This window comes from Comamonas testosteroni ATCC 11996 (assembly GCF_000241525.1).
GTDB lineage: Bacteria > Pseudomonadota > Gammaproteobacteria > Burkholderiales > Burkholderiaceae_C > Comamonas > Comamonas testosteroni.
On record NZ_AHIL01000043.1, the window covers coordinates 208,956 to 222,552 of the forward strand.

At 61.9% G+C, this 13,597-nt stretch carries 14 protein-coding genes; 9 read left to right on the top strand and 5 right to left on the bottom strand.

What is annotated here, in order from left to right:
• The first annotated feature begins 114 nt into the window (after positions 1-114).
• From CTATCC11996_RS19425 to CTATCC11996_RS19460, 8 genes are all read left to right on the top strand, one after another.
• Positions 115-1,236: a branched-chain amino acid ABC transporter substrate-binding protein gene (locus CTATCC11996_RS19425; RefSeq protein WP_003079480.1), complete on the top strand. Its 1,122-nt coding sequence runs from the start codon at positions 115-117 to the stop codon at positions 1,234-1,236.
• 96 nt (positions 1,237-1,332) lie between these two features.
• The gene (gene livH, locus CTATCC11996_RS19430) at positions 1,333-2,256 is read left to right on the top strand and encodes a high-affinity branched-chain amino acid ABC transporter permease LivH (protein ID WP_003079482.1); all 924 of its coding nucleotides are present in this window, start codon (positions 1,333-1,335) and stop codon (positions 2,254-2,256) included.
• Positions 2,256-3,494, top strand: a complete 1,239-nt coding sequence (locus tag CTATCC11996_RS19435) for a high-affinity branched-chain amino acid ABC transporter permease LivM (protein ID WP_003079484.1) — start codon at positions 2,256-2,258, stop codon at positions 3,492-3,494. The genes livH and CTATCC11996_RS19435 overlap by 1 nt, the downstream gene beginning before the upstream one ends.
• 55 nt (positions 3,495-3,549) lie before the next feature.
• A complete protein-coding gene (gene livG / locus CTATCC11996_RS19440; RefSeq protein ID WP_003079486.1) occupies positions 3,550-4,317 on the top strand; it encodes a high-affinity branched-chain amino acid ABC transporter ATP-binding protein LivG in 768 nt (255 codons plus the stop codon).
• Positions 4,317-5,030, top strand: a complete 714-nt coding sequence (locus CTATCC11996_RS19445) for an ABC transporter ATP-binding protein (protein ID WP_080569907.1) — start codon at positions 4,317-4,319, stop codon at positions 5,028-5,030. The genes livG and CTATCC11996_RS19445 overlap by 1 nt, the downstream gene beginning before the upstream one ends.
• A 93-nt stretch (positions 5,031-5,123) precedes the next feature.
• Positions 5,124-5,888, top strand: coding sequence for an SDR family NAD(P)-dependent oxidoreductase (locus tag CTATCC11996_RS19450; protein ID WP_003079490.1), 765 nt, complete (start codon positions 5,124-5,126; stop codon positions 5,886-5,888).
• A gap of 523 nt (positions 5,889-6,411) precedes the next feature.
• Complete coding sequence (locus CTATCC11996_RS19455) at positions 6,412-7,395, top strand: Bug family tripartite tricarboxylate transporter substrate binding protein (RefSeq protein ID WP_034349796.1); 984 nt, start codon at positions 6,412-6,414, stop codon at positions 7,393-7,395.
• 85 nt (positions 7,396-7,480) lie between these two features.
• Positions 7,481-8,038, top strand: a complete 558-nt coding sequence (locus CTATCC11996_RS19460; protein WP_003079493.1) for a bacteriohemerythrin — start codon at positions 7,481-7,483, stop codon at positions 8,036-8,038.
• 66 nt (positions 8,039-8,104) lie between these two features.
• Here CTATCC11996_RS19460 and CTATCC11996_RS19465 read toward each other — a convergent pair whose 3' ends face one another.
• The 4 genes from CTATCC11996_RS19465 to pobA all read right to left on the bottom strand — a co-directional run bounded on the left by CTATCC11996_RS19465 (position 8,105) and on the right by pobA (position 11,519).
• A complete protein-coding gene (locus tag CTATCC11996_RS19465) occupies positions 8,105-8,542 on the bottom strand; it encodes a universal stress protein (protein WP_003079494.1) in 438 nt (145 codons plus the stop codon).
• 155 nt (positions 8,543-8,697) lie between these two features.
• Entirely contained in the window at positions 8,698-9,141 is a 444-nt protein-coding gene (locus tag CTATCC11996_RS19470) for a hypothetical protein (protein WP_238532430.1), read from the bottom strand.
• Between the two features lie 225 nt (positions 9,142-9,366).
• A complete protein-coding gene (locus tag CTATCC11996_RS19475) occupies positions 9,367-10,146 on the bottom strand; it encodes a 2OG-Fe dioxygenase family protein (RefSeq protein WP_003079498.1) in 780 nt (259 codons plus the stop codon).
• Positions 10,147-10,343: 197 nt separating this feature from the next.
• On the bottom strand, positions 10,344-11,519 hold the full coding sequence (gene pobA, locus CTATCC11996_RS19480; protein ID WP_003079500.1) for a 4-hydroxybenzoate 3-monooxygenase: 1,176 nt from the start codon (positions 11,517-11,519) through the stop codon (positions 10,344-10,346).
• Positions 11,520-11,699: 180 nt separating this feature from the next.
• Between pobA and CTATCC11996_RS19485 the strand changes: the two genes are divergently transcribed.
• On the top strand, positions 11,700-12,488 hold the full coding sequence (locus CTATCC11996_RS19485) for an IclR family transcriptional regulator domain-containing protein (RefSeq protein ID WP_003079503.1): 789 nt from the start codon (positions 11,700-11,702) through the stop codon (positions 12,486-12,488).
• Positions 12,489-12,633: 145 nt separating this feature from the next.
• On the opposite strand, the gene CTATCC11996_RS19490 is transcribed toward CTATCC11996_RS19485, so the two are convergent.
• Positions 12,634-13,545 (bottom strand): LysR family transcriptional regulator, encoded by a 912-nt coding sequence (locus CTATCC11996_RS19490; protein ID WP_003079504.1) that lies wholly within the window; start codon positions 13,543-13,545, stop codon positions 12,634-12,636.
• Between the last annotated feature and the right edge of the window lie 52 nt (positions 13,546-13,597).

Consider the following 13,597-nt stretch of genomic DNA (forward strand, 5'->3'; position numbering starts at 1 on the left):
GCCCCTGCATACCCTGTTGCCTTCGTTGACCACTCGATTAATCTGAGCTTCTTTGCGCGAACTGCTATGGCAGCAATCGCGCTTTTCGAACATCTCCCGATTAAGGAAGTCCTCATGAGCATTCCGTTCCGCATGCAAACCGTTGTTGCTGCCCTGGGCCTGGCTGGTGCCGCCCTGGTCTCCACCGCGCATGCCCAAATCAAGATCGCCCTGGTCATCCCCACCACCGGTGCGCTGACCCAGTATGGCGACATGGTCAAGGAAGGCGCCACCACCGCCGTTGAAATGGCCAATGCCTCTGGCGGCATCAACGGCAAGAAGATCGAGCTGGTACCCGTGGACGATGCCTGCGAACCCAAGCAAGGTCCTGTCGCTGCCAACCGAGTGGTCAACAACAAGATCGGCTATGTGGTCGGCCCCGTCTGCTCCGGCGCCTCGATTGCCGCAGCACCCATCTACAACAACGAAGGCGTGGTGGTCGTCACTCCTTCTGCGACCTCGCCCGCTCTGACCGACGGCAAGAACTACCACTTCATCTTCCGCACCATTGGCCGTGACGACCAGCAAGGCCCGGCGGCCGCCAAGTTCATTGCCGAGAAGCTCAAGCCCAAGAAGGTTGCCGTGCTGCACGACAAGCAGTCTTACGGCCAGGGTATTGCCTCCTCCGTGCGTGACGACCTGAAGAAGGCCAAGATCGAGGTGGCCCTGTTCGAGGGCATCAACGCTGGCGACAGCGACTACTCCGCCGTCATCACCAAGCTCAAGGGCGCAGGCGTGGACTTTGTCTATTACGGCGGCTACCACCCCGAAATGGGTCTGCTGCTGCGCCAGGCTGCCGAGCAAGGTCTGAAGGTCAAGATGATGGGCCCTGAAGGCGTGGGCAACCCCGAAGTGAATGCCATTGCCGGCCCTGCCGTCGAAGGCATGCTGGTGACTCTGCCCGCCGACTTTGCCGCCAACCCCAAGAACGCTGCCGTGGTCAAGGCCTTCCAGGACAAGAAGCGCAATGCTTCGGGTGCCTTCCAGCTGACCTCGTTTGCCGCAACTCAATCGCTGCTGGCCGCCATCAAGGCCGCTGGCGACAACCCCGCCAAGGTGGCGGACTGGATGCACAAATCGACCGGCGTGGACACCGTGCTGGGCCCCGTGTCCTGGAACAAGCAAGGTGACCTGAACTCCTTCGATTTCCAGGTCTTCCAGTGGCACAAGGACGGCAGCAAATCGCTCGCCAAGTAATTCCACCACTCTCTCCGGAGGCAATGGCAGGGGCCATGCCTCCGGATGTTTGTTATCTGGCCCTCGGGCCTTTTCCTGTTTCAAGGGTGGCGTTACATGTCAGACTTTCTCCCCCAGCTGATACAACAGCTATTCAACGGGCTCTCACTCGGAGCCATTTACGCCCTGATCGCCATTGGCTACACCATGGTCTACGGCATCATCGGCATGATCAATTTCGCACACGGTGACATCTACATGATCGGGGCCTATATTGGCCTCGTGACGCTTTCGGCGATTGGCACGCAAAGCGGCCTGCCCGTATGGGCCATCATCGGCCTGATGCTGGTGGTGGCCGTGTTCGTCACCGGAGTCTATGGCCTGGTCGTCGAACAGGTGGCCTACAAGCCCGTGCGCCAGAGCCCGCGTCTGGTCGCACTGATCTCGGCCATCGGCATGTCCATATTCCTGCAGAACTGGGTGGCTCTGGGCCAGGGCGCACGCGATATGGCCGTGCCTTCGCTGCTGCCGGGCGCCATCAATTTCCACATGGGCAATTTCGAGGTCTTCATCCCCTATACCCGCGTGCTCATCATCGCAGTGACCGTGGTTCTGATGATTGCGCTGACCATGTACATCAAGCATTCGCGCATGGGCCGTGCCTCACGCGCCTGCGCTCAGGATATGCACATGGCCAATCTGCTGGGCATAGATACCAACAAAGTCATCTCCTTCACCTTTGTGCTGGGCGCCGTGCTGGCGGCCGTGGGCGGCGTTCTGATTGCGCTGGCGGTGGGCAAGCTCAACCCCTTCATCGGCTTCCTCGCCGGCATCAAGGCCTTCACGGCCGCCGTGCTGGGCGGCATCGGATCCATCCCCGGCGCCATGCTGGGCGGTGTGATTCTGGGCGTAGCCGAGACCTTTGCTGCAGCCTACATCTCGTCGGAATACAAGGACATCGTGGCTTTCGGCCTGCTGGTGACCATATTGATGTTCCGCCCCTCGGGCCTGCTGGGCAAACCTGAAGTGGAGAAAGTCTGATGAAGTACAGCTTTTCTGCCGCTTTGCGCGATGCGCTGATCGCCACCGTGATGACGGCCATCGTCGTCACCCCCATCTTCAGCCTGCACCTGGAGCGCGCCGGCGTGCGCACCATCATCACTCCCGACTGGAGCATGACCGGCTGGGCTTGCCTTGCCATCTTTGTCGTGCAGATGCTCAAGCCCCTGCTCGCTGGCAAGCTGCCCAAGGTCAATCTGCCGGCCGTGCCGCAGATGAAGTCGGGCACACGCAACGTCGTCATCTTCGTGGTGCTGATGATGGCCGCCTCCTGGCCGTTCTTCGCGGGCCGCAATGCTGTCGACATCGCGACCCTGGCCATGATTTACGTCATGCTGGGCCTTGGTCTGAACGTGGTGGTCGGCTTTGCCGGCCTGCTGGATCTGGGCTTTGTGGGCTTCTATGCCGTGGGCGCCTACACCTATGCGCTGCTGTTCCACTGGGCTGGCTGGACGTTCTGGGAAGCGCTGCCGCTGGCCGGCGCAGCCTCGGCCCTGTTCGGCTTCGTGCTGGGCTTTCCCGTGCTGCGCCTGCGTGGTGACTATCTGGCCATCGTGACGCTGGGCTTTGGTGAAATCATCCGCCTGCTGCTGACCAATCTGACCAGCTTCACGGGCGGCCCCGACGGCATCTCCAGCATTCCCAAGCCTACGGTGCTGGGCCTGCCCATGACCCGCTCGCCCCTGACCGAGGACGGCACGACCTTTCATCAGTTCTTCGGTCTGGAGTTCAACTCCATGCACATGGTGATCTTCGTCTATCTGATGGCCCTGCTGCTGGCCATGGTGACGCTATTCATCAGCAACCGCCTGATCCGCATGCCCATTGGCCGCGCCTGGGAAGCGCTGCGCGAGGATGAGATCGCCTGCCGTTCGCTGGGCCTGAACCCCATGAAGATCAAGCTCTCGGCCTTCACGCTGGGCGCCATGTTCGCGGGTTTCGGCGGCGCCTTCTTCGCCGCTCGCCAGGGCATCGTCAATCCCGAGTCCTTCACCTTCATCGAGTCGGCCCTGATCTTGGCCATTGTGGTGCTGGGCGGCATGGGCTCGCAGCTGGGCGTGATCGTGGCGGCCATCATCCTGACCGTGCTGCCCGAGTTGGCACGCGAGTTTTCCGAATACCGCATGCTGATCTTCGGTCTGGTCATGATTTTGATGATGGTCTGGCGCCCACAGGGCCTGCTGCCCATGAAGCGGCACCAAGTGGAGGTGAAGTCATGAAGCTGCACCTGAACGCTATTATTTCAATAACTACAACCACAGGCAGGGCAAGCGCATGAGCGAGTATTTGCTAGAAGTCAAAGACCTGTGCATGCGCTTCGGCGGCCTGCTGGCCGTGGACAACGTGGGCTTTAACGTACGCCCTCAGGAAGTGTTTGCCATCATCGGCCCCAACGGCGCGGGCAAGACCACGGTATTCAACTGCATCAGCGGGTTCTACCAGCCTTCAGGCGGCTCGGTCGTTCTGGACGGCCAGAGCATTGCAGGCCACAGCAGCCACCAGGTCGCCAACCATGGCGTGGTGCGCACCTTCCAGAACGTGCGCCTGTTCAAGAGCATGACGGCACTGGAAAACCTGCTGGTCGCACAGCACCGCCAGTCGCGCGCCACGCTGCTCGGCGGCCTGTTCAACACGCCAGGCTATCGCCGTGCCGAACAGGAAAAGATCGACAACGCGCTGCAATGGCTGGACGTGATGGGCCTGCGCCAGTTTGCCAACCGCGAGGCCGGCAATCTGGCCTATGGTCACCAGCGCCGGCTGGAGATTGCGCGCTGCATGATCACCAAGCCTCGTGTGCTGATGCTGGACGAGCCCGCCGCCGGCCTGAACCCGCAGGAGAAGAAAGACCTGCAGCATCTGATCGACGATCTGCGCAAGCAGTACGGTGTGGCTGTGCTGCTGATCGAGCACGATATGGGCCTGGTCATGGGAGTGTCCGAGCGCATTCTGGTCATGGAATACGGCAAGCCCATCGCCATGGGCCTGCCCGAGGCGATTCGCAATGATGAACGGGTCATCAAGGCCTATCTGGGAGAGGCCTGATGAGCCAGCATATGTTGCAACTGGAGCAGGTCTCCACCCACTATGGCGCGATCTGCGCGGTCAATCATGTCAGCCTGCATGTCGATCAGGGCGAGATCGTCACCCTCATCGGCAGCAATGGTGCAGGCAAGACATCGCTCTTGATGACGGTCTGCGGCAACCCTCGTGCCAGCAGCGGGCGCATTCTGTTCGAGGGCGAGGACATCACCCAGATGTCCACTCATCACATCATGCGCCGCGGCATTGCCGTCTCGCCCGAAGGCCGTCGTGTCTTCAAGGACCTGACGGTGACCGAGAACCTGCAGATGGGCGGTTTTTTCCTGAACAAGGCCGAGATCGCCGACGGCGTCGAGCATGTGTTCAAGCTCTTTCCTCGCTTGAAGGAGCGTGCAGCGCAACGCTCGGGCACCATGTCCGGCGGTGAGCAGCAGATGCTGGCCATAGGCCGCGCACTGATGAGCAAGCCGCGCCTGCTGCTGCTGGACGAACCCACACTGGGCCTGGCGCCGCTCATCATTGCGCAGATCTTCGAGATCATTCAGACCATCCGTGCAGCGGGTGTGACGGTGTTCCTGGTCGAGCAAAACGCCAACCGCGCCCTGCAGATTGCCGACCGAGGCTATGTGCTGGAAACCGGCAAGGTGGTGCTGGAGGACAGCGGCGTCAACCTGCTGAGCAATGACGAGGTGCGCAAGGCCTATCTGGGTCATTGACAGCTCACTGACCTCATCCGAGGTCATCACCAGGCCCTGCCGGACGCCAGTCTTGCGGGGCCTGCTCTTTTTCTGTCTTCAATCACCCGTAAGATGCCCGGCATGACAAAGCATTTAACGATTCTGACCGGTGGCTCTCGCGGCATGGGCCTGTCCATGGGGCAACTGCTGCTGCAACAAGGCCATCAGTTGCTGAGCATTGCCCGCAAAACCAGCTCCGCCCTCACTTCCAGCGCCAGCAAGCCCGAGCAGCTATTGCAATGGGAGCAGGACCTGGCACAAAGCGCCGCAGCCGCGCAACGCCTAGCGACCTGGCTGGGCACGATGGATCCCCATGAATGGGCCAGCATCACCCTGATCAACAATGCGGGCGTCATGCCGCAGATTGCGCCGCTGTCTCAGGTGCCTGCCGCCGACATGATCAATGCCCTGCGCGTGGGTCTTGAAGCGCCCATGGCCCTGACCGGAGCCTTTCTCGGAGCAACCGAGAGCTGGCAGATCCCCCGCAAGGTGCTCAATATCTCCTCGGGTCTGGGCCGCCGTGCCATGGCCTCGCAAGCCAGCTACTGCACGGCCAAGGCCGGCATGGACCAGTTCAGCAGCTGTGTGGCGCTGGAAGAGGCTGCCAAGCCCAACGGCGCACGCATTGTCTCTCTGGCACCCGGCGTCATCGACACCGATATGCAGGTACAACTGCGCAGCGCAGCTTCAACCGACTTCCCCGACGTGGGCCGTTTTGCAGGCCTGCACAGCAACGGGCAGCTGACCTCGGCCGATGACGCCGCAGCCCGCGTGCTGGCCTGGCTGGCACGACCGGACTTCGGCGACCAGGTAGTCGCCGACGTACGCCAGGCCTGAGATCGCACTCGGAGCGGCCGGACTCCAACACATGGCTGCAGCCGCCTTATCCAAACCAAAGGCCAAAGGCGCCTGCAGCTCTTGTTGCTGTGAACTACCGGGCCAGGCAAAAAATCGGGGAACAGGCCCTGCCTATTCTCGAACCAAGCCCTGGCAAGTCTTTCATGCGTGGCAGAATGTTTCCACTGGTCTGCAGCAGCCTCTGAGGCTGCGCGCAGAACCACAATCCGCACCCGTGGGCCACATCGGCAGCGACACCCGATCGGTACGCTGCCCCCGTGCTAGCAACGGCAGCAACCCTGTCGTGCAGCGCGTGCGGATGGCGATCATGTCCGTACGGCATGGCTCTCGCACCCCGGTAAAGACAAATACCCATTGATGGCGGAACCACCGTCCCCGATCATCGAAAAGCCCACCTTCCGTGACTCTGGCTTCCGAGCTCAAGGCTCAGGTACCAGCCGCGACTGCGCCGCCCTTGTTTGCGGGCCAGCGCTCCCCCGTTCGTCTCTGGAGCTTCTTTTTCATGATTCGCCAAATTCTCATCAGCACAGCCGTGATCGCAAGCGCGGGCCTGAGCTTTTCAGCCGCTGCACAAGACCCCGCTGCCGACTACCCCAACAAGCCCGTGCGCATGATCGTGCCCTTCCCGCCTGGCGGCGGCACCGACATCCTCTCGCGCGTGATTGCCAACAAGCTCACCGAAGTCAGCAAATGGACCGTGGTGCCCGACAACCGTGCGGGTGCAGGCGGCACCATCGGCATCACCGAAGCGGTCAAAGCGGCGCCCACGGGCTATGACATGGTGATGGGCCAGAAGGACAATGTGGTCCTTGGCCCCTACCTCTACAAGAACCTGCCCTGGAACCCCAGCAAGGATCTGACCCCCGTGGCTCATGTGGCCTACACCCCCATCGTGATCGCCACCGCCGCCAACTCGCCGTACAAGACGCTGGCCGACGTAGTGGCTGCAGCCAAGAAGACCCCGTCCAAGATCACCTACGGCTCGCCCGGCAACGGCACCAGCATCCATCTGGCCGGCGTGATGCTGGAAAAGGCCTCGGACATTCATCTGACCCACGTGCCCTACAAGGGCTCCAACCCCGCGATGATGGATGCACTGGCCGGCAATGTGGATCTGCTGGTGTCCTCCGTACCCTCGGCCATAGCCCAGATCAAGGCCGGCAAGCTGCGCGCCATCGCCGTGACCTCGGCAAAGCGCTCGTCCTCGCTGCCAGACACCCCTACACTGGCCGAGTCCGGTCTCAAGGGCTTTGATGTGAGCACCTGGTACGGACTGTTCATGCCCAAGGGCACGCCCGCAGCCATCGTGACCAAGGTCAATGTCGAAGTGAACAAGCTGCTGGCCACGCCCGAGGTGCGCGACGCCATTCTGACCCAGGGCGCCGAGCCCCAGTCCATGAGCGTGGCCAACTTCGACAAGATGTTCCAGGCCGACTTCAAGCAGTCCAAGCAGGTTGTCGAGTCCTCGGGCGCCAAGATCGAGTGACATCCCGACGCGGCGCGCAGGATTCGCGCCGCCCTGCCTGGCGTGGACAGGCCTGATCTGAATCAATGCAGCCTATGACAGGCTCGTGAATACTTCTGCGGAAACCCCTGAATTTCTGGAGAACATCATGGCATTGCTGGTCTGGGTCCCCGAGCTGGACACCGGGATTGCGGAGATCGACCGGCAGCACCGCCGCATCGTCGATTACATCAACAGACTCTACGAGTTGCGCAGCTCGCCAGATCGCGAAGGTCTGGGCGATGTCATCGGCGAGATGATCGACTACACCGTCTCGCACTTCGTCTTCGAGGAAAGCCTGATCGAGAGCGCCGGCTATATGTTCGCCGGCCCGCACAAAAAAGTGCACGAGCTGTTCACGCGCCGCGTGATCGAGATGCAGACCCGCTTCGATGCGGGTGAGGATGTGGCCGCCGAACTGCACGGCATGCTTTCGCGCTGGCTGTTCAACCACATCCGCAACGAAGACCATGGCTATGTGGACTCGGCCAAGGTCTATCTGCGCATGATGTCCAAAGAGAGCGGACAAGCTGCACAGAAGGAACAGCTCAAGGCCGAGGTGCTTCAGGAGCTGGAATTGCAGCGCAAGAAAAAAGGCTGGCTGGCCCGGCTGCTCAATCGCTGAGCACTCTGGCTCATCAGAAAAACGGCTCCCTGAGGAGCCGTTGCTTCGTGGGCAGCCGCCTTACGCTCACTCGCGCACCACAAGAACCGGGATTTTGACTGCGCCCAGCACACGTTGCGTGACGCTGCCCAGCATCAGCTTCTCAAGGCCGCGTCGCCCCTGCGAGCCCATGACAACAAGGTCTGCGCCCACGCTCTCCATGGTGCGCACAATGCCTTCATGCACGGCATGACCCTCACCCACCAGGGTCTTCACGGGCACACCCGCCTCATCCATGATGGCCTTGACCGCATCCAGGGCGGTGTTGGCTTCGGCGGTGGCCGCGCTCAGATACTGAGACTGGCCATAGGCAAAGTCGGCGCCCACGCCGGTGAAAGGATAGGGATCGACCACATACACCGCCGTCACGGCGCTGCCGAAAACCTTGGAGAGTTCAGCGGCCTTGCGTGCGGCCAGCATGGAGGGCTTGGAGCCGTCGACCGGAACCAGGATGTGATTGAACATGGACATATGTTTCTCCTTCTAGGTTGCAGGCGACACGGAACCCGGACCAGGGACCCAGGGCAAATGCCGCTCTTGGAATAGCATGCAGTCTGCCTTCATCATGCCTCAGCGTGTTGACATGAATCAACCCTAAAGTTCACTCCAAGCCATCTGCCTCAGATGCAGACATGGGCCGCCTGGTACTCGTAGCACTTGTCCAGCAGAGTGTCGGACTTGTCGGTGATAGTGATGCGCGTGCCGTCTGGGCGCAGCAGGGAGACGTTCTTGAAAGCCGGCTCATGAGGCTTGCTCGATGCATCGCGGCGCACGGTCCATTCCTCCTGGACGATGCCGCCCGGCAGGTCCAGCATCACGACGATCTGCTCGGTATCGTCCGACAGCCTGATGCACTTGGCATCATTGAGCTCGACCACGGCACCGGCCGGCGCGGCCAGACCATAAGGGCACTCCTCCACCCCGTGAACCGGCACCGAGGCATCGCCAAGGGTAATCTCAAGGCCATTGCGAAAGTAGATCGTGGGTTCCTTGGTGTAGGCCGCCTGTGCCGGACGGTCTTGCGAAGGCTTGCAGGCCGCTACTGTGACAAGAGCGGTCAGCACTGAAATACTAAGGGCGTAAAAGCGATTCATATAAAAAACCACGCCCTGCAGGGCGTGGTGTCGGCCAGCTGTTCTGGCTTGTTGGATGCAGGAAAGACTTGAAGGGGCGAGAGCCTCGCCGCAACAAGCCTGCATCATGCAGTGTCGAGGGCGTCACTTTGATGCGTTGAGCACGTTACAGTTTTGCTCAAATTTTCAGAACAAAGCCGTCCGGCCCAATCAAGCTCAAGCGGCCTGGCCCTGCTGCTCCTGGAGCTCGGCCCCCTGGAAGTTGCCGCGGCGATAGGTCAGCACCAGCGTGTCGCGCACGCCACCGGGCTCGGCAGGTTGGATCGGCGTGGTCTCATGAATCATGCGCGCATCGTCGAGCAGCATCACCGACCAGGGCTCGGTCAACGTGAAGCGCTGGCCATTGGGGCCGGTCGCTTCGAACACGCGGGTCTCGCCCCCTTTGACGCCCTTGCGTCCCACCAGCAGCACGGCGACCAGATCGACGCCGTCGCGGTGCGCGCCTTCGGGCGTGGGCCGCCCGATGCCGTCCGTGGTGTCGATGCGGAACTGGTGCGCCTCGACAAACCAGCGCTCATGCCGCTCGTCGGCGCAGAACACCTGATCGGCCAGTTGCCCCAGAGCATTGATCATCTCCAGCCATGCCGCGCTCGTCGTCGTGCTCTCCAGCATGGGCTCGAACATGCGCTGCATGCCGCCATGCAGCGCGTTGTATTCCACCGGCTGCCAGTGCGCGCGGTGGGGCACTTGCTGCACCTGGTCGCCTTCGCTGACAAAGCAGGAATGGCGGCGGCAGCGATAGCGGCCACCATCCTTGAGGAAGGCATCGGGCGGCAGGCCCTGCCAGTCCGCATCCATGGCATGCAGATCGCTCACGCTCAGGCCCATCCACTGGGCAAAGTCCTCGGGCTGCAGCACGGCATAGCCGCGCGTGCGCAGGGACTGGGCTGCCTCGGCAGCGGCAATATAGGGAGGGGAAAACATGATGTGCGCCATAAGGTCGGCAAGCTTACTCCTCGCAAGCCCCGCCGGCTTGCGCCGCGTCATCAAAATTTACGCAAGGCAGCATCAACCAAATTGCATGGATGAAAAAAAGCCTGCTTCGCGCATGGCAATGCAGGCAGAGCGCAAGGCGCCGGGACCACGCACCGGGCTTCCATCACCGCGGTGATGAAGCCCAGGCGGTCTTGGGCTTAAACCAGGGGCAGACCCACATAGTTCTCGGCCAGCGAGGTCGAGCCTGCCTCGGAGTGAACGATGTAGTCCAGTTCGGCTTCCTGCACCTTGGTGTTGAACTCGCCCTCGCCGGGGAAGTTGTGCAGCATGGAAGTCATCCACCACGAGAAGCGCTCGGCCTTCCAGACACGGCGCAGGCACTGCTCGGAGTAGCGGTCGATACCGGCTTCGGACTGCTCCTTGTAGTACTGGGCAAAGGCCTGCGACAGATAGCCCACGTCGGAAGCCGCCAGGTTCAGGCCCTTGGCGCCGGTGGGGGGAACGATGTGCGCGGCGTCACCTGCCAGGAACATGCGGCCGAAGCGCATGGGCTCGGTCACAAAGCTGCGCAGCGGTGCAATGCTTTTTTCCAGCGATGGCCCGGTCACCAGATTGGCGCGGGCTTCGGGGTCCAGGCGCTTCTTGAGCTCTTCCCAGAACGCCTCGTCGCTCCAGTCCTCGACCTTGTCGGTCAGCGGCACCTGCAGATAGTAGCGGCTGCGCGTGGCGCTGCGCTGGCTGCACAGGGCAAAGCCGCGCTCGGTGTTGGCGTAGATCAGCTCGTGCGACACGGGCGGCGTATCCGAGAGCAGGCCCAGCCAGCCAAAGGGATAGACCTTCTCGAAGGTCTTGATCTTGTCCTGAGGAGCGCTGGCGCGGCAGATGCCGTGAAAGCCGTCGCAACCGGCGATGAAGTCGCACTCGATCTCATGCACCTGGCCGTCTTTTTCGTAGCGCACCTTGGGCTTGTCGCTCTCGAAGTCCACAGGCTGCACATGACTGGCTTCGTAGACTGTGGTCAGGCCTTCCTGAGCCCGCACCTCCATCAGGTCACGGGTCACTTCGGTCTGGCCATAGACCATCACGCGCTTGCCGCCGGTCAGACCATTCAGGTCGATGCGGTGGCGCTTGCCCTTGAACAGCAGCTCGATACCGTCGTGGGGCAGGCCTTCCTCGTTCATGCGCTTGTCGGCACCCGCCTGCTTGAGCAGATCCACCGTCACCTGCTCCAGCACGCCGGCGCGGATGCGGCCCAGCACATAGTCGGCGCTGCGCTGCTCGATGATGATGTTGTCGATGCCCGCCTTGTAGAGCAGCTGCCCCAGCAGCAGACCTGAGGGACCGGCACCGATGATGGCGACTTGTGTACGCATGATTGTGACTCCTTGTTATGGCTCAAAAACCTGTCAATCGGCGAGCGTGACAACGCCGGTTGCGCTATGAAGCAAGACTAAGTTTTGTGCTGTATCAAGACAAAGGAGAGAAGCGTTGTTTGCGCGATAATCGCACAATGAGAACGATGATCGCGCAAAACAAGAACGGCAGCCCCCTCCATGAGTGACCCCGGCTCCCCCTCCATCGCCCCGGCAGACTTCATTGCTGGCCTGGCCAAGGGCCTGGCCGTACTCGAGAGCTTCGACACCGAGCGCCAGCGCCTGAACGCCACCATGGCGGCTGATCGCGCAGGCATCACGCGCGCCGCAGCCAGGCGCCATCTGCTCACGCTGGCCTATCTCGGCTATCTCGAATCCGATGGCAGCTATTTCTGGCTGGCTCCCAAGGTCCTGCGCCTGTCGGGCAGCTATCTGGCCTCGGCCCGGCTGCCGCGCATCGTGCAACCCGTGCTGCACAGGCTGGCCGCACAGACCGGACTGTCCTACTCCTGCGTGGTGCGCGAGGGGCGTGAAGTCGTCATCGTCGCGCGCAGCGCCGTGCATGAAAAAGGCGAGCGTCTGATGGCCCACGGACTGCACCTGGGCACGCGCCTGCCGGCGCACGCTACGTCCACCGGACGGGTGCTGCTGGCTTCGCTCTCGAGCTCGGAGCTCGACGACTGGCTGGCCACCTATGACCTGCCCAAGCTGACGGCACACACGGTATCCGATGGCGCGGCGCTCAAGGGCTTGCTCGACGAGGTGCGCCGTCTCGACTACTGCATGGCACTTGAAGAGCATGAACTGGCGATTCAGGCTGTGGCCGTGCCGCTGCGCAATATGCGCGGGCGCACCGTGGCTGCGCTGAATGTGGTGACATCGGCCAAACGCATGAGCCCGCAAACCATGCAGCAGGAAATACTGCCGCTGCTGCAGGAGGCCGCCAGAACCTTGCGCCCCCAGCTTTGACGCTATTAATTCAGAAGCTTATTGCGCCTGCTCCCATTCAATTTCAGATAGATATATATCTGAAATCGTTATCTAACAATCGCAACAAGCTCCACTAACAGGAGCATGAGCCATCAGCGGCAATGCCCCGGCACAGGCCAGTCGTTCAGATATGCCCGCTTTCCACCGAGCAGACCTGCATGCTGAGGCGGCGCAGCAGCTCGGCCGTGCGGCGCATCAGGGGCGTGGACTTCTTCTTGGCGGGCTGCACCAGGCACAAGGTGCTGACGATATGCGGCGACTTGATGGGCACCTCCACCAGCGCAGCATCCGTGGCATGACTGTGCATGGCGCTATCGGTCAGCGCCGCATAGCCATAGCCGCCGCGCACCAGATCCAGAATGGCGGGCACGCTGGAAACCTCCCAGACCACATTGAGCTTGACCTGGGACAGCGTGGCCTGGGCCTCCATCAGCTTGCGGAAAATCTGCCCGTGCTGGGGCATGATCAACGGGAACTCGGCCAGATGCTCGAACGGGATGCTGGTGCGCCCTGCCAGCGTGCTGGCCGGGCCGATCAGGCACAGGCGCTCTTCGAGCACGGGCAAGACCTCGATCTGCGGATGGGGCTCGGGCGTGTAGACCAGGCCCAGATCCATGCGCCCCGAGGTCAGCCACTCCGAGATATTCATGGAAAAACCCTCGACCACCGCCAGCCTGGCCTTGGGCATTTCGCGGCTGAAGCCGTCGATCAGGGGCAGGGTCAGGCGCCGCGCCAGGCTCGGCGGCAGGCCGACGGTGATGCGCCCCACGGGCTCGTCGCGCTGGCTGCCCAGATCTTCCTTGGCCATGGCCACGCGCTGCATGATGGCGTGACCATGCTCGAGCAGGCGCCGCCCCGCATCGGTCAGCGTCACGCCGCGCCCGGTGCGTATCAGCAAGGTCTCGCGCAACTCTGTTTCAAGGGCCCGCACCTGACGGCTGAGAGCCGGCTGGGCGGTGTCCAGCAGTACCGCAGCCTTGCTAAAGCTCCCTACTTCGGCCACCCGAACAAAGGTCTCTATCTGCTGCAGATTCATGCTCACACCTTTCAAAACAAGCTATGCTATTTTGCTATAGCTGCTAGCCTCA